At 34.2% G+C, this 23578-nt stretch carries 21 protein-coding genes; 20 read left to right on the top strand and 1 reads right to left on the bottom strand.

Going from position 1 to position 23578, the window contains the following annotated elements:
• The first annotated feature begins 229 nt into the window (after positions 1-229).
• The 3 genes from IGK63_RS10305 (at position 230) to IGK63_RS10295 (ending at position 2915) form a co-directional block, all read left to right on the top strand.
• Entirely contained in the window at positions 230-607 is a 378-nt protein-coding gene (locus IGK63_RS10305) for a DUF7006 family protein (protein ID WP_005234961.1), read from the top strand.
• A gap of 138 nt (positions 608-745) precedes the next feature.
• A complete protein-coding gene (locus IGK63_RS10300) occupies positions 746-1513 on the top strand; it encodes a putative ABC transporter permease (protein ID WP_005234965.1) in 768 nt (255 codons plus the stop codon).
• A 205-nt stretch (positions 1514-1718) separates the two neighbouring features.
• Positions 1719-2915, top strand: a complete 1197-nt coding sequence (locus tag IGK63_RS10295) for a 3D domain-containing protein (protein WP_005234966.1) — start codon at positions 1719-1721, stop codon at positions 2913-2915.
• A 298-nt stretch (positions 2916-3213) separates the two neighbouring features.
• Here IGK63_RS10295 and IGK63_RS10290 read toward each other — a convergent pair whose 3' ends face one another.
• Positions 3214-4683, bottom strand: a complete 1470-nt coding sequence (locus IGK63_RS10290; RefSeq protein ID WP_005234967.1) for a helix-turn-helix domain-containing protein — start codon at positions 4681-4683, stop codon at positions 3214-3216.
• An 857-nt stretch (positions 4684-5540) separates the two neighbouring features.
• Here IGK63_RS10290 and IGK63_RS10285 point away from each other — a divergent pair.
• The 17 genes from IGK63_RS10285 (at position 5541) to IGK63_RS10205 (ending at position 23573) form a co-directional block, all read left to right on the top strand.
• On the top strand, positions 5541-6410 hold the full coding sequence (locus IGK63_RS10285) for a hypothetical protein (RefSeq protein WP_016613512.1): 870 nt from the start codon (positions 5541-5543) through the stop codon (positions 6408-6410).
• Between the two features lie 45 nt (positions 6411-6455).
• The gene (locus IGK63_RS10280) at positions 6456-7388 is read left to right on the top strand and encodes an LCP family protein (RefSeq protein ID WP_005234969.1); all 933 of its coding nucleotides are present in this window, start codon (positions 6456-6458) and stop codon (positions 7386-7388) included.
• 15 nt (positions 7389-7403) lie between these two features.
• Positions 7404-8183: a YveK family protein gene (locus IGK63_RS10275; protein ID WP_008378786.1), complete on the top strand. Its 780-nt coding sequence runs from the start codon at positions 7404-7406 to the stop codon at positions 8181-8183.
• Between the two features lie 9 nt (positions 8184-8192).
• A complete protein-coding gene (locus tag IGK63_RS10270; RefSeq protein ID WP_005234973.1) occupies positions 8193-8900 on the top strand; it encodes a CpsD/CapB family tyrosine-protein kinase in 708 nt (235 codons plus the stop codon).
• A gap of 23 nt (positions 8901-8923) precedes the next feature.
• Complete coding sequence (locus IGK63_RS10265; RefSeq protein WP_016613511.1) at positions 8924-9688, top strand: tyrosine-protein phosphatase; 765 nt, start codon at positions 8924-8926, stop codon at positions 9686-9688.
• 12 nt (positions 9689-9700) lie between these two features.
• On the top strand, positions 9701-11518 hold the full coding sequence (locus tag IGK63_RS10260; protein ID WP_016613510.1) for a polysaccharide biosynthesis protein: 1818 nt from the start codon (positions 9701-9703) through the stop codon (positions 11516-11518).
• 12 nt (positions 11519-11530) lie between these two features.
• Positions 11531-12145, top strand: a complete 615-nt coding sequence (locus IGK63_RS10255; RefSeq protein WP_176257001.1) for a sugar transferase — start codon at positions 11531-11533, stop codon at positions 12143-12145.
• Positions 12142-13008 carry an NAD-dependent epimerase/dehydratase family protein gene (locus IGK63_RS10250; protein ID WP_016613508.1) on the top strand — a complete coding sequence of 289 codons (867 nt, stop codon included), beginning with the start codon at positions 12142-12144 and terminating at the stop codon, positions 13006-13008. Before IGK63_RS10255 ends, IGK63_RS10250 begins: the two co-directional genes overlap by 4 nt.
• Positions 13005-14228, top strand: a complete 1224-nt coding sequence (locus IGK63_RS10245) for a glycosyltransferase family 4 protein (RefSeq protein ID WP_016613507.1) — start codon at positions 13005-13007, stop codon at positions 14226-14228. Before IGK63_RS10250 ends, IGK63_RS10245 begins: the two co-directional genes overlap by 4 nt.
• A 2-nt stretch (positions 14229-14230) precedes the next feature.
• Entirely contained in the window at positions 14231-15253 is a 1023-nt protein-coding gene (locus IGK63_RS10240) for a polysaccharide biosynthesis protein (protein ID WP_016613506.1), read from the top strand.
• Positions 15250-16359, top strand: coding sequence for a capsular polysaccharide biosynthesis protein CapF (locus IGK63_RS10235; RefSeq protein ID WP_016613505.1), 1110 nt, complete (start codon positions 15250-15252; stop codon positions 16357-16359). Before IGK63_RS10240 ends, IGK63_RS10235 begins: the two co-directional genes overlap by 4 nt.
• A 2-nt stretch (positions 16360-16361) precedes the next feature.
• The gene (gene wecB / locus IGK63_RS10230) at positions 16362-17486 is read left to right on the top strand and encodes a non-hydrolyzing UDP-N-acetylglucosamine 2-epimerase (RefSeq protein WP_034872267.1); all 1125 of its coding nucleotides are present in this window, start codon (positions 16362-16364) and stop codon (positions 17484-17486) included.
• Entirely contained in the window at positions 17483-18571 is a 1089-nt protein-coding gene (locus tag IGK63_RS10225; RefSeq protein ID WP_016613503.1) for a hypothetical protein, read from the top strand. The genes wecB and IGK63_RS10225 overlap by 4 nt, the downstream gene beginning before the upstream one ends.
• On the top strand, positions 18568-20031 hold the full coding sequence (locus IGK63_RS10220) for a hypothetical protein (protein ID WP_422708817.1): 1464 nt from the start codon (positions 18568-18570) through the stop codon (positions 20029-20031). The genes IGK63_RS10225 and IGK63_RS10220 overlap by 4 nt, the downstream gene beginning before the upstream one ends.
• Before the next feature lie 185 nt (positions 20032-20216).
• Entirely contained in the window at positions 20217-21107 is an 891-nt protein-coding gene (locus tag IGK63_RS10215; RefSeq protein ID WP_429972494.1) for a glycosyltransferase, read from the top strand.
• Between the two features lie 43 nt (positions 21108-21150).
• The gene (locus tag IGK63_RS10210; RefSeq protein ID WP_429947922.1) at positions 21151-22362 is read left to right on the top strand and encodes an oligosaccharide flippase family protein; all 1212 of its coding nucleotides are present in this window, start codon (positions 21151-21153) and stop codon (positions 22360-22362) included.
• Positions 22359-23573, top strand: coding sequence for a nucleotide sugar dehydrogenase (locus IGK63_RS10205; RefSeq protein WP_016613498.1), 1215 nt, complete (start codon positions 22359-22361; stop codon positions 23571-23573). The genes IGK63_RS10210 and IGK63_RS10205 overlap by 4 nt, the downstream gene beginning before the upstream one ends.
• Positions 23574-23578 lie beyond the last annotated feature (5 nt).

The raw sequence follows: 23578 nt of genomic DNA, 5'->3' as shown, positions 1-23578 counted from the left end.
GGAAGCATTAAAAGAATAGTGAAGTTAAAAATTGTGTCGGTTATATCTATAAAATAATAGTGTGTTTTTTATTTATCTAATTGTTTTGAATAATTGTCAGAATTTTGTTGCGAAATACTATGGCTTCTTTCGATACAAAAAGTAGGGCGACATCAGCGACAGCCGGATAGAGAAAGATAGCTCAAAGCGGCGAGGAATAGAAGAAACATAAGATCTACGTTTAAAAATAATGGAACTAGGGGGAAGGAAATTGTTTTATCAATCAGTAAATGAGTATCTAGTAAAAATGAGAGAAGGATTATCTGCTGAAACCATTAAAGGTGAAATGCCATCAGTCTATGCGTACTGGTTAGCACAGGAAGCAGAATTGAAAAAAATATTGAAAAACAAAGACATGGCTTTTTGGATGGATATCCAAAGAGTTCTCTTGATCGATGCAAAATTAGTATTACTTCGCAGTTATATCAATGACTACGATTTTCACGGATTTTCCGAAGATGAGATCATTGCAAATGTGGAACAAGATCATTTTACCTTTAACAAAGAACTGTGTGGCTATAGTTTGAAAGAACAAGTGCACCCATCAATTATTTTTGGTGATCAATAAGCAACGAAAAAAGAACGTTCAAACAGGGAATAAGCTACTGCACTGATTCAAAATAAGACTGATTGATTTGTGGTATGATTGTGATGACAAGTACGATTGCACAGATCATTGTGACAGTTTGAAAAGGAGCGGATAGGTATGGTTCAATTTGAACGGATCATTTTATTATTTTTCTTGTACTCATTTATCGGTTGGCTTTGGGAAACCATTTATTGCTCACTAAAAGCCAAGCACTTTGTTTATCGGGGCTTCCTTGTTGGTCCCATCACACCCATCTACGGCTTTGGGATTCTTGGCGTTGTCTATTTATTGCGGCCATTGCATGAGCAAGTGATTCCACTGTTCTTTGCGGCAGCGTTGTTGGTTACCGTGCTTGAATATGTGACAAGTTATTTACTTGAGCGTTTTTTTCATGCCTCATGGTGGGATTATAAAGAAGTCCCATTAAATATCAATGGACGGGTGGCATTGCCGATTTCTCTTTTTTGGGGCGTGTGCTGTGTGCTCATTGTTCGATTTGTTCATCCGCAAATGCTGGAGATTGTTCAAACATTGAGTGCTCGCGTAGGATTCTTATTGCCAGTTTTCTTATTGATGGTTCTCTCTTTTGATATGGGCTATACCCTAGCTAACTTGGTTGCCTTTCAGAAAGCGGTGCAACAGGTCAATCAAGCCTTTGAACAGCACAAAAAAGAATTGGCTGAAAATATTGAGCAATATAAAAACGATTGGCAAGGGCGCTTCGCAGCGTTTCCAGAAGAATGGCGCGTATTAAAACAGAATCTACCGAGATTGAATTTCCATCAAAGAAGACTCTTAAAAAACTTTCAAAAGTTAGAAATCAATCAGATAAAAAGCAGTCAGGAATTGTCTCGATTTATTGAAGCGATCCGTAAGAAAAAATAAGTTTGTTACGGTAAGGTTACAAAAAATAAACCCTTATCAATGCTGATTCTTCCCACTTCTGACTGATTTCAGTTGAAAAAGACGATTAAAACACCCACTTTTACGATAATTTGTAACAAATTGTAAAGGTCCTGCAATAAAATTCTTCTTAAGAATTTGTATAATAGGATATGTTGGAAAACATAGTGAGAAGTGAGGGAATTTTTTGAAGGCAAAGAAACTACGAACAATCGTTGTCGCTGTCTTTGCGGCAGGAATCGTTTCTCCAATCTTTGCGCAGGCTGAGTCACTTGAATCATTGCAAGAGCAAGAAAGTGCCGTCATGCAGCAAAGTCAGGAAATCAGTACGGAAGTACAGATTGCATTGACTGATGTGAATGCGAAATACAGTGAGGTAGAAGAGCTAAAAGCTCAAATCGCTGAAAATGAAGAATCATTAGCAACAACCAAAGCAGAAATCAAAACTGCACAAGAAACAATTGAAAAGCGTGAAGCAGTCGTTGCGGAACGTATGAAAGACATCCAAGTCAATGGCGGGGCTACCAGAGACTGGACGGTACTGTTAGAATCATCAAACATCCAAGATTTTATCAATCGTGCCTATGCGATGACGATGTTACAAAACTTGGAAAAAGAAAAGATCGATTCATTAACAGCTGAAAAAGAAAAGCTAGAAGCTTTAGAAGAAAAAGCACAGTCAACACAGCAATCATTGAAAGAAAATCAAACCGCATTAGAATCAGAAGCCAAAACACTGGATTCAAAAATTGCGAATCTACAAGCCCAATTGAAAGAAAACGAATCAACCTTGGCACAAATCGCTTCAAGCAAAGAAGCTGAAACAGCCCGCTTAGCTGCTGAAAAAGCAGCAGAAGAACGAGCAGCTAAAGAAGCGGCAGAACAAGCAGCGAAAGAAAAAGCAGAAAAAGAAGCAGCCCAAGCTGCCGAACGTTCAAGCGCTTCTGAATCACAAGCGGCTGCTTCATCGAGCAGCGATACGACTGAAAGCAGCACCTCATCATCGAGCAGCTCTTCAAGCAGTAACAATAGCTCAAATAGCAGCTCAAGCAATACAAACAATAACAATAACAATAGCAACAACAGCAATACAAGTAGTGGTCGGACATTGATGATGGAATCAACTGCCTACTCTTATAAAGAAGCTGGCTCCAGTTTCTTTACAGCAAGCGGTACAGACTTACGTAAAAATCCAATGGCAGTTGCCGTGGATCCAAGCGTGATTCCGTTAGGCACCTTAGTCAATGTTGAAGGCTATGGCGTAGCACTAGCGCTTGATACTGGTGGCGCGATCAAAGGAAATATCATTGATGTTCACTTTGATAACGTAGCACAATGTATCCAATGGGGACGTCGTCAAGTAAAAGTAACGATTCTTGATTAATCAATCAACTAGCAAGAAGCAGCTCACTGAATGAAGTGGCTGCTTCTTTTTTTGCTTTTAATAGAATAAGGCATAAGTAGAGAGCGTATCGCTGTGTCAGTGCCGACCCGAACGATACGCTCTATTTTGATTTAAATTGCTCACAAGTCCTTACAATCGTTCTCTCAGTTATTTATTTTGTGGTGATCTAATCATACTAGAGAACGATATGCTTTTTAATACCTAAAATGAAAATGGGGCTGAAGAATCAGTTATGATTCCTCAGTCCCATAAATTAAAGAGTCAAGATTTTCATTTATCAAGGATTGAAGTTGGCATTCAGTTTTTCTTCTAAAGCTTCCCAGTCATGCTCATCGGGAAAAGTTTTGAATAGCAAATAATCAATGTCTTGGGCATATTCGGTAATGTATTCCGTATAGTTGGTGACGATCAAGTCAATTTGATTTTTTTCCAAATAGCCTGCCGACAATTCATTGGAGTCTGGAAAATAAAATGTCCGAGAGCTGCGCAAATAACGAACAGATTTGCATTTTAATAATTGGCATAAATAAAAGGGGCCTTCAAACAAAAAAGCGATATTCTTCTTTGCTTGCCAGTACAAAGATTTAATAGAGGTAACGTACATCGTAAGACTCGTTCCTAAGTGTTCCAGTGTGATACTGTCCCAAATTTCTCTGGCTAATGGTTGCGTCAACAGATAGTTTTTAAATAGATGGTAATCATCCATATACGCCTCTTCGACAAAATGAACGGTATCCGAAATCATATGGTTTAATAAGGGGGATAATAATTGCTTGATTTTTGCTACCGTAAAAAAGGATTCTACTAAGAGCCGGTCACGAGCGCTATCTTGAGTATCTGGCAAACAATCCTTGACAAAGGCTGCAGCAAGCTGCTTAATTTCAAGCCAATGATTATACTCTTTACAAAAGGTTTGTTCGATCGCCAAATTGCTGATCGAGCGACGGGTTTTTACCAATAAGAACAAATAAAGGACTTCCTCATAGGGAAGTTCTTTTTGGTATTGTTCACTCATTGCCTCGTTGATTTCAGAAAATAGCCGAAAATCATTATATTGCTCAAATATTTTTTTTATTTGCTTAGGCAACTCGATACCTTGACCCGCACAATGGCGCTCAAAGGTGATATACAAGTAATAATTGAATTCACCAAACGAACAAGCATGCTGGTCAAGTTGATAACATCTAGAAAAAGCGCTAGCAGTGATATTTTGGATGGCGATCGGCGGGAAAATCGTATGGGCAGTAATTTCCGATTCGTAATAGAAATCATGGAAAAACTTGCGAATATTGATCTCCTCACCAATAAAGCAAATAGGATTGGTTTGGATCTCCAAACGATAGAAAGAAAAAATCGGTTGCACTTTCCGCAAATAGCGAAGAACAGTGCTTTCTGATATATGGTACTTCTCTGCCCATTCAGATGAGCTATAAAGATCATTGTGGAAAATACTTTCGATGATATGGAACAGAATCTCATTGGCAATCAGCGCACGTTTTTTCGTTAAATAAACAGTGGAATGTTTGATCGAAAAAATATACCCCTTGTGAGAAGAGTCGATCGATAAACAATCGCCAAAGTACTCTTTTAGATCCGTCACATCCGTAACGATCGTTCGCGTGGTACTTCCTGAAATTTTTGCCAAACCTTGAGTCGAACATTGATAATTTTTCTCGAATGCCCTCAAAATTTTCAGCCATCGAATCGTTGCAGTGTTAGTAATAAAATTTATTTGAAAATTTCTCAAGACGTGGCTCCTTTCATGAACAAAATCGCAAATCTTACTTATTCATCTTAAAGAAGATAGGGAAGAAAAAACAAATCACGTATTTCATCGATTGGTGAAATCTATACCTGAGTCTATGCGAGATTTTTTGCATTTTCTATAAATCAACTGACGATCGGTATATATAGGTAGAAACACGTTTTTTCCAGCATGTCGAAGAAGATTGATGGAAATTGAATAGCCAGAGAGGGGCGAGACGATAAGTTTTTAGTGGTGGAATAAAAATTAAATGATTATTGTTTTTCGGGTGGCGATTGAATATTAAGGGGAATAGAATTGAAGAAAAAAGTCACTTTGCGAAAGACAACTTATAATTTTAACAGGAACGATTGACGTAAAAAAATAGCAGCCGCAATGGAAACCCTAAGTGCGCCAAGAAAAGAATTCAGCTTTGCCAAATTAATTTATAATAACAAGAAAAGTGTATAAAAATACTTTCTGAATTTCTTATCTTTTCTATTTATAATGAAAAGATGTTGAGAAAGTGAACGAATATAATCTCTTAAGGTTATTTTTCTATAATGTGACAACCTTCAAAGGTGATGAGAACAACGATTATAACTGAATTAATCATTATTTAAAATGAGGGTTTAAAAAAACTGTCAAGTAAAGTAGACGTTATTTATGGTTTTTTAAAATAACTGATGTTTGGCATTATATAAGTCTTTTATTGACGAAAAATATACCTTAATAAATAAAAAACGGGAATTTCCTTTATTTAATGATACATTTCTCTTATAATAAACTAGAATTGCCTTTATTATGTGAGAGGAAGGCAGAATGCTTAAACAAGCACAATTGAAGTAGGGAGTGTGTTCATGGGAAAGCCGTTAATAAAGACTTTGACTGTTTTAGCCGTTGGTATTGGCGCCGTTGCAATTTGTTTTATTGGTTACCGACAAAATAACCAAAGGCAATATCAGCAGCGAGTCGAATATGCACAGACAGCGATTGCCAGCGAAAAAGATCGCATCAATGAGTTGTCAAATGAAATTGCTGAATTTTACAGCAACGAAGATCAAACGTTTTTGCGAAAAGATCTTAAAGAAGAAGACGTTCTTAAAACAGTCGCAAAACTTTCTGCAGTGAAAGTATCTGCAGACGATTATGGGATCGATGATGATGCACTGCCAAGTGAGTCAGTGGAGATCCAACAAGAAAAAACCGCCCTTGATGATCAGCTAAAAGACATCGAGGCAAAATTAAAAGTACAAGCGGATACGGAAGCCTTATTTACTGAAGGTGTTTCAAATTGGCAAAGTGCTGAAAATGATGTCACCATTAGAGCTGATCTAAAAGAAACGGATGTCGGGAATGTCCGTGAAAATCTGAGCTTTTTTGAGGATAGTAAATGGAAAGAGTTAGTTGTTTCCTATTTAGAATATGCGGATACTCAATTGGACCGCATTGCAAAATTACAAGAAACTTTTGATGAAATGCTTGATGGGGATGAGGTGACAAGTGAAGTCACCTTAGAAAAATACCTGAGTGCAGTCGACAGTATCAGCAAAGTTCGCAACGAAGAATTGAAAGAGAAATTCACCGAATTAGCAGATAAAGTCGCTACCCAAATGGGGTACACAGGATACAGCACGTATACACCCCCCGCTTCAACAGAAAGTTATTCAGAGGATACATCCGCAGGAGATGGCACCTGGACAGACCAAAGTTCAGACACTGTTTACTAATTTAAAGATGTATCGAAGAAAATAGAGATAACTGGAGGAAAGCAAATGTCAAAAGGAAAAAAAATCTTTTTAATCATCTTTTCAATCGTTGCAGTGTTAGTCATCGGAATGATCGGTGTCGCTGCAAAATTATATTTTGATGTATCAAACTCAATTCAAGAAACCTATCAATCAGTCGAACGTGATCGAGAAGATCGTCTACGTGAAAATGATGTCGACCTATCCCAGAAAGATTCCTTCTCGGTTTTACTGATGGGGATCGATACCGGTGATTTAGGAAGAGTCGAACAAGGACGTTCTGATACCATGATGGTGGCGACCATCAGCCCACAAGACAATCAGACGACGGTGGTGAGTATTGGAAGAGATTCCTATGTTGATATCGTTGGACATGGGACGACAGATAAAATTAATCATGCCTATGCTTTTGGTGGACCAGCGATGGCAATGAATACCGTAGAAAAATTCTTGGATATTCCGATCGATCATTATGTATCAATCAATATGGCTGGTTTGAAAGAATTAGTCGATGCGGTTGGCGGCATTGAAGTTGATAATGAAATCACCTTTTCGCAAGATGGCTTTGATTTTGCTATCGGACGTACATCACTAAATGGCGAACAAGCCCTTGCCTATTCAAGAATGCGTTATGAAGATCCAAACGGCGATTATGGACGTCAAGAACGCCAACGTAAAATCGTTGAAGGGATCGTTAAGAAAGTCTTGAGTCTTGATGGAATCACCCAATATCAAACGATCTTAAATGCCGTTGAGCAAAACATGAAGACAGATATGAGTTTCGATGACATGCGAACCTTAGCATTTAACTATCGCAGTGCCTTTCAAACGATCAAACAAGATCAGTTGCAAGGGGAAGGATTCATGCAAGACGGCATCTCATATCAGCGTGTGAGTGACGAAGAACTAGCAAGAGTTCAAAAAGAGTTGAAAGCTCAACTAAATCTAGAGAATGAATAGGAAAGTGGAGAAAAGATGGAAGAAACAATTAGCTTAAAAGAAATATTCGCAATTCTACGGAAACACTTAGCTGCTATTTTTATTTCAATGTTTGCTGGTTTAGCTTTAGCAGGAATATTCACCTTCTTTGTCATTACACCGAAATACAGTTCACAAGCTCAGTTGATTGTGACATTGCCGCAATCTGAAACTACCAATGCCAACGATGTGAATACAAACTTGCAAATGATCAATACGTATAAAGATATGATTGTCAGTGACTTGGTTATGACACAAGTAAAGGATCGTTTGGAGTCTGAAAATAACCTTGACTTGACTGTCGGACAATTGAAAGAATCCATTTCGATCAACCAGTCACAGAACTCGCAGATGTTTTCCATTCAGGCAACTAGTACAAATGCAGTGTCAGCGCAAAATATTGCCAATACGACAGCATTGGTCTTTCAAGAAAATGCTCAAGATGTTATGAATGTTGATAAAATCTCAATCATTTCAAGTGCGGTAGCTAGTACTACACCAGTTTCACCTAACAACAAACTAAATTTAGCCATTGGTCTGGTATTAGGGATCATGGTCGGTGTCGGTTTAGCCTTCTTATTGGAGCTACTAGATCGAACTGTCAAAGATGATAAATTTGTAACCGAAACATTAGGCTTTACCGTATTGGGGACTGTACCCCAAATGTCACCAAAAGAATTGGCTGCGACCATTCAGAAAAAGCCGAGCGCACCATTTATTAAGAAACCACAAGGCGACAAAACGGCAGAATCACGCCGTAGTCGTAGCCGGGTCTAGGAGGGAACAATGATGGCAAAAAAACAAGAACGTACTGGGACACAGACACATGCAGTAAGTTTGATCACGCTAATTGATCCTTCTTCACCAATCTCAGAGCAATATCGTACGATCCGTACAAATATTCAATTTGCGTCTTCAGCAGATAAACAAATCAAGACCATTGTTGTTACTTCTTCTGGTCCAGGTGAAGGGAAATCGACAACTTCAGCTAATTTAGCGGTTGTTTTTGCAAAATCAGGACAACGAGTATTGTTAGTTGATGCCGATATGCGAAAGCCTACTGTATACAAAACATTCAGCTTAAACAATGCGAGTGGATTGAGTACCGTATTAAGTACCTCAACGAGCGTCCTTGAAGCAGCTCAAAAAACGGTGATTGATAATTTATCTGTCTTAACCAGCGGACCAAAACCACCAAATCCATCTGAGCTACTTGGGTCAGCACGAATGAACCAAGTGATGGAAGAAGCGAAAAACCTTTACGATGTGGTTATCTTTGATATGCCACCAGTTGTAGCAGTCACCGATGCACAAATCATGGCATCTAAAGCAGATGGGACGATCTTAGTGGTTCGAGAAAATGTTGCACGTAAAGAATCCTTAACAAAAGCGAGAGATCTTTTGAATATGGTTCAAGCAAGAATCATTGGGGTGGTCTATAACGGTGCCGAACACTCGAAAGATTCAGGTTACTACTATTATTATGGAAATTAATTAATTTGAAGGAGACGAGAGAAATGATTGATTTACATTGCCACATTTTACCAGGAATTGATGATGGTGCAGAAGACATCAATGCGAGCATTGCTATGGCTGAAAAAGCGATTAGCCAAGGAATTACGCATATCCTTTGTACCCCACATCATAACAATGGAAAATACCGCAATCCGAAGTCAGAGGTCATTTCTCTCGTTACCTCTTTACAAGAAGAATTAGACGCACGGAACCTGCCCTTGACAGTTCTTGAGGGGCAAGAGGTTAGGATAACAGGAGATTTAATTGAGGATATACAGAAAAATGACATCCTTTTTACAGATCTTGATGATACGTATATCTTGATAGAATTTCCTACGATTGAAGTGCCTACGTATACAGAACAAATATTCTTCGATTTACTACAGCTGGGAAAGATTCCAGTCATTGTCCACCCCGAGCGGAATGCTCATTTTAGAAAAGACCCTAACAATCTCATCCCTTTTTTGGATATGGGCTGTTTGGCACAGTTAACTGCGCCAAGTTATGTCGGCGTATTTGGAAAAGAAATCCAAAAAACAGCAAAAACAATGGTTGAACATAATCTTGTTCAGATGGTCGCTTCGGATGCCCATGGCGTTACAAAACGCACCTTTAATTTAAAAGAAGCTTATGAGCAAATTGAGCAAGATTTTGGCATGCTCAAAGTAACCTTGATGAAACAAGTAGCAAAAGATTTGATAAACGGGGATCAAATCAGTTTTCCAAATTATATAGATGTGAAAAAAAAGAAATTCGGGTTATTTTAGGGGGCAACTGGGTTGTTTGAATTAACGAGAAGAAGAAAAATTGTAACTTTAATAGTTGTAGATAGTTTATTGATCATAGCAGCAAATATTGCAGCAGTTTATTTTATGAAACCCTTTGTGGCGATTCCAAAAGAATTTACATTGATGTCGGTGAGCCTTTCTGTCGGTTTCTATCTTTTTTATGGATCAGTGTTTCGTGTTTTTTCTCGAATCAATCGTTACACGAACTTGAAAGAAATGATCGCTATCTTCTTGGCTGTATCATGCAGCGCTTTTACTTGTAACGTGATCTTGTTTTTCGGTGATGAAACCTATAGCATGCGCTTAGTGATCTTTACGTACTTTCTTTCGCTCTTTTTGATCATTGCTAGTCGATTGATATGGCGGATCTATATAGAAAGAAAAAACATGAGAGGGGCATCCAATGAGGTTGTTAAGAATACCTTGATCGTCGGCGCAGGTGAAGGCGGCAGAATTCTTTATAATAGCTTTGTAGGTTCGAAAACGGCAAGTGACATTAATATTATCGGATTTGTCGATGATGATCCGAATAAACGAAACACTTATCTTTCTGGAAAAAAAGTCTTGGGTTGTATCAGTGATTTACCTGATTTGATTCAAAAGTATGAGATCAATATGGTTACGATCGCTATTCCATCCTTGTCACGGAAAAAATTGCGGAGTATTTTTAGCTTAATTGAACCTTTGCATGTCAAAGTCAACACGATGCCATCAATGGAAGAAATCGCCTCTGGAAAAATCAGCACCTCACGTTTGAAGAAAATCGATGTCGTTGATTTGCTAGGGAGAGATGAAGTCAAATTGGATATCGACTCCATCAAAGATCAAATTACTGGAAAGACGATATTAGTGACTGGTGCTGGTGGATCGATCGGTTCCGAAATCTGTCGCCAAGTGATTCAATTCAATCCTAAAAAACTAGTTTTGTTGGGACATGGAGAAAACTCGATTTACTTAATTGACCGTGAGTTGAAAATCAATTTTAAAGACAATATTACCGAAATCGTTCCTGTTATAGCCGATATACAAGATCGAGAAAAGATGTTTGAAATCATGAAGGAAGTCAAACCGGATATCGTTTATCATGCGGCAGCCCATAAACACGTACCGTTGATGGAATACAATCCTAAAGAGGCAGTCAAAAATAATATTTACGGAACCAAGAATACTGCTGAAGCTGCCAAAGCCGCGAAAGTGAAGAACTTCGTAATGGTCTCTACAGATAAGGCCAATAACCCTCCTAACGTCATGGGAGCGACAAAACGCATCTCTGAGATGATTGTTACCGGCTTAAATGAAAAAGGGTGCACGAAATTTTCTGCTGTGCGTTTTGGCAATGTATTAGGTTCAAGAGGCAGTGTGATTCCAGTATTCCGTGAACAAATAGCAAAAGGTGGACCAATCACAGTAACTGATTTTCGTATGACTCGCTATTTCATGACGATCCCAGAAGCTAGTCGCTTGGTTATTCAGTCAGGGGCACTTGCTAAAGGTGGCGAAATCTTCATTTTAGATATGGGCGAACCGGTGAAGATTGTTGATCTTGCGAAGAACATGATTCGTCTAAGTGGTTATAGCGAAGAAGAGATTGAGATTATTGAAACTGGGATTCGACCTGGGGAAAAATTATATGAAGAGCTTTTGCTGGATAAAGAACGAAATGATAAAGCAGTCTTTGAGAAAATTTTTGTTGGGAATATCAAAGGATATTCATTGGAAGAGGTACTTTGTTTTGTAGAAGCACTTCCTAAAGACAGTGCTACATTGGCTAATGAAATTGTGAAATTTGCAAATGCTTCAAACAAATAGGAGTGGGTTTTGTTGTATAAGGATGGAATGAAAAGAATTATAGATTTTCTATTATCGCTAATAGGGATAATTGTTTTATCACCAGTACTATTACTATTATGTCTAGCGATAAAAATCGATTCAAAGGGTCCCATTATATTTAAACAAAAACGGGTTGGAAAGAATAAAACCTATTTTAATATTTATAAATTCAGAACAATGAAGATTGATACACCAAAAGAAATGCCAACACATCTTTTAGAAGACCCTGATTTTTATATCACAAAGGTCGGAAAATTTTTAAGAAAAACAAGTTTAGATGAACTGCCTCAGTTGTTCAATATTATCAAAGGTGATATGGCTGTCATTGGGCCTCGTCCAGCGCTATGGAATCAATATGATTTGATTGAAGAACGTGATAAGTATGGGGCAAATAATATTCGACCAGGATTGACTGGGTTGGCTCAAATTAGTGGTCGAGACGAGTTGGAAATTAAACAAAAAGCTCTTTTAGATGGGAATTATACTGAAAGCATTTCACCCTCTATGGATCTGAAGTGTTTTCTTGGAACGATTGTTTCTGTTTTTAAAAGTGAGGGTGTTATAGAAGGCGGAACAAGTAGTATTAAGAAGGAGGATGGGCAATGAAGCGTATCCTCATCACAGGAGAGAATAGCTATATTGGTACATCATTTAAAACATGGATAGAGCAATATAAAGAATATTATCAAATTGAAACGATTAGTGTTAGGGAGAGTACTTGGAAAGATGTTGATTTTTCTGTATATGATGTTTTGATTCATCTTGCAGCTATTGTTCACGTCAAAGAAAAGAATGAAGAATTGTATTACAAAGTAAATCGTGATTTAGCTATTAAAGTAGCAGAAAAAGCAAAGAAAGAACATGTACAGCATTTTATTTTTTTTAGCACGATGTCTGTTTTCGGAGTAGAGAGCGGAGCTATTTCTGCAGAAACTAAAATAAATCCTACAACACCGTATGGTAAATCTAAGAGAGAAGCTGAGATACAGATCGAAAGGTTAGCAACTGATTCTTTCAATGTAGCGATAATCAGACCTCCTATGATTTACGGTCCGCAATGTGTTGGAAATTACCAAAGATTATCAAATGTGGCAAAAAAAACTATTGTATTTCCTAAAGTAAACAACAAGAGAAGTATGCTTTATATTGATAATCTCCATTGCTTTGTCAAAGTAATTATAGATAATCAGTTAAATGGAACGTTCCATCCACAGAACAAAGTGCTCGTCAACACGTCTTTAATGGTAAATGAGATCGCAAAATTTCATAGAAGAAACATATATTTAATAAAAGGGTTCGATACCCTTATTTCTAAACTTTCGGAGCATAGCAACTTACTTCAAAAAGTTTTTGGCACGCTCTTCTATGATTCAACCCTGGAGGGTTATCCAGAATCGATTTTTAATAATGTGAAATTTGATTATCAAATCAGAGACTTTAAGGCTAGTATTGAGGAGAGTGAAAAGTGAAAAGAGATATACTATTTATGTGCCAATTCTTTTATCCAGAGTATGTTTCTTCGGCACTCTTACCTTATCAGACTGCTCAAGGATTAAGTAAAGCAGGTCTAACAGTCGATGTCCTATGCGGTTATCCTCGAGAATATACACAAAAAAATGAAAAAATACCAGTTAACGAAAAAATCGACGATATGACGGTTTATCGAAAAAAATATATCCAACTTGGTAGAAAGAATTTTTTAAGTAGACTAATAAATTACTTTTCATTTACATTCACAATATTATTGAATGTACGGATGTGTAGAAATTACAAAACAATCATTGTCTATTCAAACCCACCTATTTTGCCTGTAATATCCATTATTGCAAAAAAAATTTATGGATGTAAAATTGTTTTTGTTGCATATGATCTTTATCCTGAAATTGCTGAAAGAACAGATACGATTAGGAAGAATAGTTTTATTTCTAGATTTATGCGAAAAATAAATGAACGATTATATCCGGAAGCATCAAATATTGTGGCTTTGTCAAATGACATGAAATCGTATATTAAAAAAAATAGGAACATTGATCCAGAAAGAATAATAGTAATACCAAATTGGGCAACAGAAGAAAAATCATTGAATAAACTAGTGACACCGGAGTTCATAGAGATAAGTAATAAGTATCCACTCATAGTTTCTTATTTTGGTAATATGGGAACGGCACAGGATATGGATACCATTTTGAAGACAATTTCTGATGAACGTATTGCTAAAGAAAAAATCGCCTTTTTATTTGCTGGTCACGGCAATAAGAAAAAAGAAATATCAGAAGTCATCGCAGAAAAAAGTCTAAAGAATTGCTTTATGTTTGATTATTTAAGTGGGAATGAATTTAATGATGCTTTAAGCATTACTTCTATATTTATTGTTTCACTTGAAGATGGTCTCTCTGGATTAGCAGTTCCTAGTAAAACATACAGTTATTATCAAGCCGAAAAACCAGTAATTGCGATCATGGATACGAACACTGACATTGCTCGTGAATTATTATTAAATAACGCAGGGATCGCAGTGGATAATGGAGACTCGGAAGAATTAATAAGTAGTTTATTGACTTTAAATAATGATAAAACAACACTTCGCTCTATGAGTAAGAATATGTCAACCAAAGTTTCCAAAAACTATTGTAGAAATATTCAAATTCAAAAATACATTAAATTATTCAAAAGAATATTGGAGGAATAAAAGTGTTTAATAATAAAGTGTTATTAATAACAGGTGGTACAGGTTCATTTGGTAATGCAGTAATGAAAAGATTTTTAGACTCCGATATAAAAGAAATCCGTATCTTCTCTCGAGATGAAAAGAAACAAGATGATATGAGAAAGAAATACAACAATGACAAATTGAAATTTTATATTGGGGATGTACGCGATATAAATAGTGTTAAAAATGCAATGTACGGAGTAGATTACATATTTCATGCGGCTGCTTTAAAACAAGTTCCTTCATGTGAATTCTTTCCGATGGAAGCTGTTAAAACAAATGTCATGGGTACGGATAATGTTGTGACAGCTGCTGTTGAGATGGGGGTAAAAAAAGTTATTTGTCTTTCAACAGATAAAGCAGCTTATCCAATCAACGCAATGGGGATTTCAAAGGCAATGATGGAGAAGGTTTTTGTAGCAAAAGCAAAAACTGTGGCAGATGAAAATACAATGATTTGCGGAACTCGTTATGGTAATGTCATGGCATCCAGAGGTTCTGTGATTCCATTATTTATTGAGCAAATAAAAGCAGGAAAACCGTTAACTGTTACGGACCCGGGCATGACTAGATTCTTGATGAGTTTAGAAGAAGCAGTTGAATTAGTTGTTTTTGCATTTCAAAATGCAAAAGCAGGAGACATCATGGTTCAAAAATCTCCTGCGTCAACGGTAGGTGATCTAGCACAAGCAGTGAAAGAACTTTTTAAAGTTGAAAATGAGATTCAAATTATAGGCACCCGTCATGGTGAGAAAAGATATGAAACGCTTCTTACAAAAGAAGAATATCTCGTTGCGAAAGATATGGGCGGCTTCTATCGTGTACCAGCCGATACTAGAGATCTTAATTACGAGAAATATTTTAGCGAAGGCAGTACCGAATTGACACACGAAGGCGAATACAATTCTGATAATACGGAACGACTATCTGTAGAACAAATCAAGGAAAAATTATTAGCATTAGATTATGTTCAAGAAGAGTTGAAAGAGTGGAAAAATCGATGAATATTTTAGTTACAGGAGCCAATGGATTTGTAGGTAAAAATTTAATTGCAGAGCTTCGAAACGAAGGTTATGAAAATGTTTTTGAATGTGATATAGATACTCCTCCACATTTATTAGATGAATATTGCTTAAAAGCAGATTTTGTTTTCCATTTAGCGGGCGTGAATCGACCCAAGGAAGAAGAAGAGTTTATGGAAGGGAATTTCGGTTTCACCTCAGTTCTTCTAGATAAACTAAAGGAATACAACAATACATGTCCAGTAATGATATCATCCTCTATTCAAGCTGCTCTTAACAATGCTTATGGTCGCAGTAAGAAAGCTGGAGAAGATCTCTTACGAAAATATCAAAGTGAAACTGGAGCGAAAGTCTACATTTATCGATTCTCTAATTTGTATGGAAAATGGTCGAAACCAAATTATAATACGGTAGTAGCGACTTTTTGTTATAAAGTGGCTCGAGGTGAAGAAATAACCGTCAATGATAAAAATGCAGAAATTGAACTTTGCTATATTGATGATGTTATTAAGGAATTGCTGCATTGCCTTCAAGCAAAACCATTTATTGTCGATGACTTTTGTTCAGTAAGAGAGACGGATACAGTAACTGTGGGCGCTTTGAGAGATATAATTCTTTCTTTTAAAGAAAGTAGAAGAAATCTATCTGTACCTCAATTAAATCGTAGAATAGAAAAAAATCTGTATAGTACATTTCTTAGCTTTTTACCAGAGGATGAGTTTTCATATCCTTTAAAGATGAATATCGATGATCGCGGATCATTCACCGAATTTTTGAGGACTGAAGATCGCGGACAAGTCTCAATTAATATTTCAAAGCCGGGGATTGTTAAAGGAAATCACTGGCATCATACCAAAAATGAGAAATTTCTGGTAGTAAGTGGAAAAGGCGTTATCCGCTTTAGAAAGATTGGTTCTGAAGAAATTATCGAGTATTTTGTTTCTGGTGAGAAATTAGAAGTAGTCGATATACCTGTTGGTTATACTCATAATATTGAGAACCTAGGTAATACTGACATGGTCACTGTTATGTGGGTAAACGAAACGTTTGACCCTGAAAATCCTGATACTTATTACGTGGAGGTCTAGCATTGAAAAAATTAAAAGTTATGACAGTCGTTGGGACTCGTCCAGAAATCATTCGCTTATCTGCAGTTATTAATCGTTTAGAGAGTTCTGAAGCGATTGACCATGTACTTGTACATACTGGTCAAAACTATGATTATGAACTAAATGAAGTTTTCTTTGAAGACTTTAAATTAAAGAAGCCAGATTATTTTTTGAATGCAGCAACAGGTACAGCCATTGAAACCGTTGGGAATATACTGATCAAAATAGATCCAATTCTTGAAGAAGTAAAACCAGATGCATTTTTGGTCTTGGGAGATACCAACAGTTGTTTATGTGCCATTGCCGCGAAGCGAAGACACATTCCTATTTTTCATATGGAAGCTGGAAATCGCTGTTTTGATCAAAGAGTACCAGAAGAAACAAATCGAAAAATTGTTGACCATACAGCTGATATTAATTTAACGTATAGTGATATCGCCAGAGAATATTTATTGAGAGAAGGGCTTCCAGCGGATCGAATCATTAAAACCGGTAGTCCCATGTTTGAAGTGTTGAATTCTAGAAAAAAAGATATTGAGCACTCACCTATTTTGGAAAAACTAAGCCTTAAGCAAAATGAGTACTTTTTAGTATCGGCACATAGGGAAGAAAATATCAGTTCAAAAGAAAATTTTCATGATCTAGTGGATTCACTAAACTCAATTGCTGAAGAGTATCAATATCCAATCATTATTAGTACCCATCCACGGACAATGAAAATGATAGAAGCAGAGGGAGTTCAATTCCATAAATTGATTCAAACTATGAAACCTATGGGTTTTAATGATTATAATAAACTTCAAATGAACGCTAAAGCTGTTTTAAGTGATAGTGGTACGATTAGTGAAGAAGCATCGATCCTCGGGTTTAAAGCTTTAAATATCCGTCAGGCCCATGAAAGACCAGAAGCTATGGAAGAAGCTAGTGTAATGATGGTAGGCTTGAAGAAAAATAGAATTCTTGAAGGATTAGAAGTTTTAGAAACACAAGAAAATGATACTCTCCGACAAGTATCAGATTATTCAATGCCAAATGTATCTGAAAAAGTATTACGTATTATTATTTCTTATACAGATTATGTGAATCGTGTGGTGTGGTATAAATGAAAGTTGCGATTTTAAGTATAATGAATATTAAACATATGTCAATGATAAGTATTTATACAGATATATTAGATAAAAATGGTATCGAGTATGATTTAATTTATGTTGACAAGTATAATGAAGTGGAACCTAATACGGCGGCAACAGCCCATAAATATAACATTAAATTAAATAAAAGTGACAGAAAACTGATTAAATTACTTAAGTATTATAAATTTAGAAAATATGCGAGAGGAATACTATACAAAAACAAGTATGATCTCATAATTGTTTGGAGAACTGAAACAGCAATTTTATTTTGGGATATTTTACTAAAAAAGTTCCGAAATAATTTTGTTCTGAATATTAGAGATTATTTTTACGAGAATTTTTTTCCCATTAAGATTATACAAAAGTTGATTATTAATAATTCCAAATTTACAACAATTTCCTCAACTAAATTTTTAAAATTTTTGCCAACTAGTAAAAAATACTGCTTTGTTAATAGTTTAAATCCCATTATTTATAATGAAGTGAAAAATAAAAAAAATTATTTTGTTAAAGCAAATCCTATTAAATTATGTTTTATAGGATATGTTAGATTTTTTGAAGAAGATAAAAGATTATTGTTAAGTTTAAAAAATGATAATCGGTTTGTAGTACAGTATTTTGGTGCTGGATCAGATATTCTTAAAATGTTTGCAGAACAGAATAATATCTATAATGTTGAATTTAAATCTTCTTTTAATCCATCAGAAACTTTAGATTTGTTAAATGATTCAAGTATAATAAATAATCTATATGGAAATAAAAATATCGCATTAGACACAGCTATTTCAATTAAGTATTATTATTCAATAATTTTGAAACTTCCCATTTTGGTTTATAAGGATACTTATATGGAAGAGATAACTCGAAACTCAGGACATGCATTTGTATTTAATGGACAATATGAGAATTTAGGTGATAATTTGTATAACTGGTACACAAATTTAGATGAAAATATTGTTAATGATAACTTAGATAATGAATTGTCAAGGATAATTCAAGAAAACTCAAGTTTTGAAAAAAAGGTATTAGAAGTGTTGAGATGTGGTGATGATAATTGAAAACTATAGTTTCTATATTTTTAACGGTGACTTCAGTAATAAGTACTATTTTTTCTTTATTTTTCTATGAAAATTATCCAAATGGATATGGTGGGATGGTTTTTTTGCCATTTATATTTTTAGTACTATTTTTTCTATTTTATTATGACTATATTGAGAGTAATTCAAATCCATTTGTCATTTATGGAATAATTATAATGCAATGGATTCGATTCGTTTTAATGCCACCTTTTTGTGCAATGGCTGGAAATGATAATGGTATGATATATATAAATCCAACTGTTTCAAGTTTAAAATTAGCTATATTCTTTATGGTAATTGAATTCTTAGGTGTAAGTATTTTAGTTAAATTACTTGTTAAAAAGAATAAGCCAAAACTTAATAAAAATTACAGTATAACGGGAAATAGAATTGTTTATGGATTATTTTTTGCTTTTTCATTTTTGCTCTATTTTGCCTTTGCTAGAGGTAGTAACCTAGTTCGCTTTATTATGATAGACGTAGGAGAAGGTGAGCGTATTGGAGATGTTACAAATTTTATTGATTTAATAATAAGACAATTCGTACTTTGCTCTTTTATTTTATTTTTTGTAGTCTCTGTAAATCATTTTTGGATAAAGTACCTAAAAACTTCTAAGAAAAAATATTTTTATTTCTCCCTTGTAATTGCTTTAATTAACGTCTCAATTATTGTAGGTGAGAGACGTTCAGCTCAAGTTTATGCTGCGTTATGTTCTATTTGGATTTTAATCATATTGTTTCCTAAATTTAAAAATCTTATAATAACGTATATCTTAGTGACTGTGGGAATCATTTTGTTTTTTATGAGTGTTTATAAATTTTTTGGTGCATTTTTGTATGATTCATACACTGAGGCTCTTTCTAATTCAACTTTGGATACAGGATTTATTGCACAAACACTTCAAAGCTATTTTTTTGGTCCAGAAAATATAGCTATATCTATTGATTTTTTTAATGGTTTTAATACAAATATATTTCAATTATTCTTTGACTTTCTTCGGAGTATATTTGGCCTAAATTTTATATTCAAAGATATGGGAACAATAACTTCAATCCCCTTTAATACATTTGTATATGGCTTTTATCAGGAAACTGGTCACGTCTTATCGGGTGCTGCATATAGCTATGGTTTTTTTGGTCCCTTATTTATACCTTTGATATCTTCAATAAATATTGTCTTAGCGATTTTGATTGAAAATTTACTTTATCGTGTTAAATCTTTGGAGGTAATCTATATTCTGGTATATATATTGTCCAGATTTATTACTAATCTATTTGTTAATACTCCTCCTCTTATAAATCAGGCAACTCTAATGGGCTTTACTTGTTTGATGGTCGTTATTTTAGCAAATATTTTTAATCTAAAAATCAATAAAAAGGAAGGTGTAAATTTACTTGAAAGAGATGATATTAATATCATACGGGATAAAAGAATTTGATGGTCGATTGAATGAAATTATAAAATCGATTGAAAAAAATTATACCTTAAAAATGATTTGTTTGACCAATAGTAATGTTGCTCAAAGCGATAATCATGAATATATATATGTGAATAAAAGAAAATATCTGAGTATGAAATTGTATCTTGAATTTTTTATTAAATCCATAATTAATATATATAAAATTGGAAATAAAAAAAAAAAAAGAAAGATTAATTTTTATTGATAATTTTTATGCAGCACCTGTTGGTTTTGTAGCCAAAATTTTATTCAGGCGTGTAAAAATTGTTCAAGATTGTAGAGAATTATACTTTAGTGAAGATATGCCCAAACTAGGTAAAGTTTTTTGCTTATTTGAAAAAATGTTATTAAAAAAATCAGTTTTAGTTTTCTGTGCAAACAAGTATCGTAGTCAAATAATGAAAGAAAAATTTCAATTGGATTTTTTTCCAGAAGTTTATGATAATATTAGATTACTGGAATATCATCCGGAAACAGATATGGATTTTTTAGAAAAAAAATATCAATCTTTTTTTCAATATGAATGGAATATAATAAGTACCGGAGGATTTTCAATACTAAGAAAAACAGATATATTGATCCAAAACTTTAAAAATATTGATAACCTTAATATAGGCTTATATATTGCAGGTACCGGATCAAATAAAGATAAACAGATACTAAACAGCTTTATTGAAGAAAATAATATAGATAATGTACATTTTATAGGTCGTGTAGATATGAATGAATTGAAATTTGTAGTAAGTAAGTGTGATATTGGGATTGTGTCCTATCATCAAAATGACTTAAATAATGAGTTTTGTTCATCCGGAAAAATTTATGAATACATGGGTGAAGGATTACCTGTGGTCACAACAGAAAACACACCTTTAAAAATCTTATGCGATGAGAATATGATAGGAATTTCGGATAATAACTTTACTGATGGAATCATAGGTGTAATTAAAGATTATGTTTTTTATAAGAAAAATGTTAAAAGTTTTATGAGCGATTTTTCAGTTGAAGAAAATAATATTGATATGGCAAATAAAATTAAAGAGGCTATAGAGAATTGATAAAGAATATTATTAATACATTAAAAAAAGATAAATTTATTAGATCGGTTTCAGTTTTAGCAACCGGTTCAATATTATCTCAAGTAATAACTATATTAGTTTCTCCTTTTACAACAAGATTTTTTCTCCATCTGACTTTGGTTATTACACATTATTCACTACTGTTGTGTCTATTTTTGGACCTATACTTTGTTTAAAGTATGATATGGCTATAGTAAATTCAAAATATATAAATAAAATGAATTTACTGGTATTAGGTAGCGGAATAACAATAATTATAAGTTTTTTTGCTAGTTTTTTTTATGGTAAAATAGTTTTTAAACAAAATTTTAATATATTTGTTTTTTTAGTTCTTTTGTTGCTTCTTATGAGTTATGGAGCAAATAATTTATTAATTGCTCTGAATAATAGTAATTCAGAATATAAATTACTTTCAAAAGTTACTATTATTAAATCATCTGTTCAGGCAGTATTAACTATTATTTTTGGATTATTTAATTTAACTAAATTTGGCTTGATTTTTGCTCAGCTTATTAGCCAAGTGTCGGGTAGTTGGAAACAATCTGAAAGTATTAGAAATAAGCAAAATTTAGCAAAAGTTATATCGAGAAAAAAAATATTAGAAGTTTTTAAATTAAATTACAAGCAAGCATTATATAATACACCTGCCGCATTAATTACTACCTTAACATATTCAGTTATAAATTTATTTATATCATATAGTTATTCGAATGAAATGTTAGGTTTCTACTCTTTTTCTTATCGTATGCTTGGATTGCCATTTATGATTGTGAGTGCAAATTTTGCGAAAATATTTTTTAAGGAAGCTAGTGATGAATATTTAATAAGCGGAACATTGTCCACTACTTTTAAAAGATCTGTTAAGATATTATGTGCAATTGTTCTACCTTCAATGACTATACTATTTATTTTAGCGCCTAGTCTTTTTTCGATTATCTTTGGACAGGAATGGGTAGTTTCGGGCACAATTGTACAGATTTTAACTCCAATGTTTACTATAAGACTAATTGTGGATTCTATTTCTAGCGCATATATTGTTAGAGGAAAACAAAAGACTGAATTATGGATACAGTCTTTTTTATTCATTAGTGAACTAGTTATATTTTTTGTAAGCACTATAAACAACTTTAATATATACTATTTTTTAGGCGCAATATCTTTAATGTATTTTTTTGTATATGCCATAAATTTTTATGTGATTTTTAGATTAAGCTGTAGAGGAGATAACTCATGATTAATATAATTGGATTGGGATACATTGGTTTACCCACGTCACTTATTTTAGCGGCAAATAACAATAAAGTAGTTGGTACGGATTATAATATGGAACTAGTTTCCAAACTAAACAGAAAAGAATTAACATTTGAAGAAAATGGACTAGAAGATTTATTTAATGAAGCTATAAGTAAAGATATTAAATTTACTAATGAGTACATTGCTTCTGATGTTTATATTGTTACAGTACCAACACCATACGATAAATTAAACAAAAAGATTGATCCTTCCTATGTTATATCAGCAACGAAAGAAATATTGAAGGTATGCAAAAAAGATACTATATTAATTATTGAGTCTACCGTTTCTCCAGGTACAATAGACAAATTTATTAGACCATTAATAAAAGATTCTAATTTAGAACTAAATAAGGACATTCACTTAGTTCATGCACCAGAAAGAATACTACCTGGTCAAATGATTTATGAGTTAGAGAACAATTCAAGAACAATTGGGGCTGATCTACCGGAAATAGCTGAAAAAGTTAAAACCATCTACAAAACATTTTGTAAAGGAGAAATTATTTGCACTGATATTAGAACAGCGGAGATGAGCAAAGTTGTTGAAAATACATTTAGAGCTGTTAATATCGCCTTTGCGAATGAATTAACTAAAATAGCAAGATATGATAATCTGGATGTTCATGAAATTATTAGAATTTCAAATATGCATCCTAGGGTAAATATATTAAATCCTGGTCCAGGAGTGGGGGGACATTGCATACCTGTTGATCCGTGGTTTTTAGTTGGAGATTATCCAAGATTAACGAAATTGATTTCAGCGGCATTAGAAGTTAATGAATCTATGCCTGACCTAGTTTTAAGCAGAATTACAGACATAATGAAAGACCACGGAATTACTGATAAGTCAAAGGTAGGTATTTACGGATTATCCTATAAACAGGATGTTGATGATTATCGAGAAAGTCCAACAGTGCAAATGTTTGAGAAAATGGGAGAGCACTTCGCGGAACCTTTCAGAGTTTATGATCCAATGATTCATAATAGAGTAGTTCAGAGTCAAATCATGGATTTTGATTCTTTTATTAATGATAGTGAGATTGTGGTAGTAATGGTTCCACATTCACAAATAAAATCCCAACAAGATAAGCTTAAAAACAAACTAGTTTTGGATCCTCATAACATATTTGATTTTTCATACAAACTTTAACGAAA

The organism is Enterococcus sp. AZ040 (genome assembly GCF_050499185.1).
Lineage (GTDB): Bacteria > Bacillota > Bacilli > Lactobacillales > Enterococcaceae > Enterococcus_D > Enterococcus_D entomosocium.
The sequence above is the reverse complement of the archived record's forward strand: the minus strand, read 5'-3'. Positions and strand labels throughout refer to the sequence as shown.

Coding starts and splice junctions, on each gene's coding strand:
- IGK63_RS10305 (WP_005234961.1), top strand. CDS start 230: ATGGAACTAGGGGGAAGGAAATTGTTTTATCAATCAGTAAATGAGTAT.
- IGK63_RS10300 (WP_005234965.1), top strand. CDS start 746: ATGGTTCAATTTGAACGGATCATTTTATTATTTTTCTTGTACTCATTT.
- IGK63_RS10285 (WP_016613512.1), top strand. CDS start 5,541: ATGGGAAAGCCGTTAATAAAGACTTTGACTGTTTTAGCCGTTGGTATT.
- IGK63_RS10280 (WP_005234969.1), top strand. CDS start 6,456: ATGTCAAAAGGAAAAAAAATCTTTTTAATCATCTTTTCAATCGTTGCA.
- IGK63_RS10275 (WP_008378786.1), top strand. CDS start 7,404: ATGGAAGAAACAATTAGCTTAAAAGAAATATTCGCAATTCTACGGAAA.
- IGK63_RS10270 (WP_005234973.1), top strand. CDS start 8,193: ATGATGGCAAAAAAACAAGAACGTACTGGGACACAGACACATGCAGTA.
- IGK63_RS10265 (WP_016613511.1), top strand. CDS start 8,924: ATGATTGATTTACATTGCCACATTTTACCAGGAATTGATGATGGTGCA.
- IGK63_RS10250 (WP_016613508.1), top strand. CDS start 12,142: ATGAAGCGTATCCTCATCACAGGAGAGAATAGCTATATTGGTACATCA.
- IGK63_RS10235 (WP_016613505.1), top strand. CDS start 15,250: ATGAATATTTTAGTTACAGGAGCCAATGGATTTGTAGGTAAAAATTTA.
- IGK63_RS10225 (WP_016613503.1), top strand. CDS start 17,483: ATGAAAGTTGCGATTTTAAGTATAATGAATATTAAACATATGTCAATG.
- IGK63_RS10205 (WP_016613498.1), top strand. CDS start 22,359: ATGATTAATATAATTGGATTGGGATACATTGGTTTACCCACGTCACTT.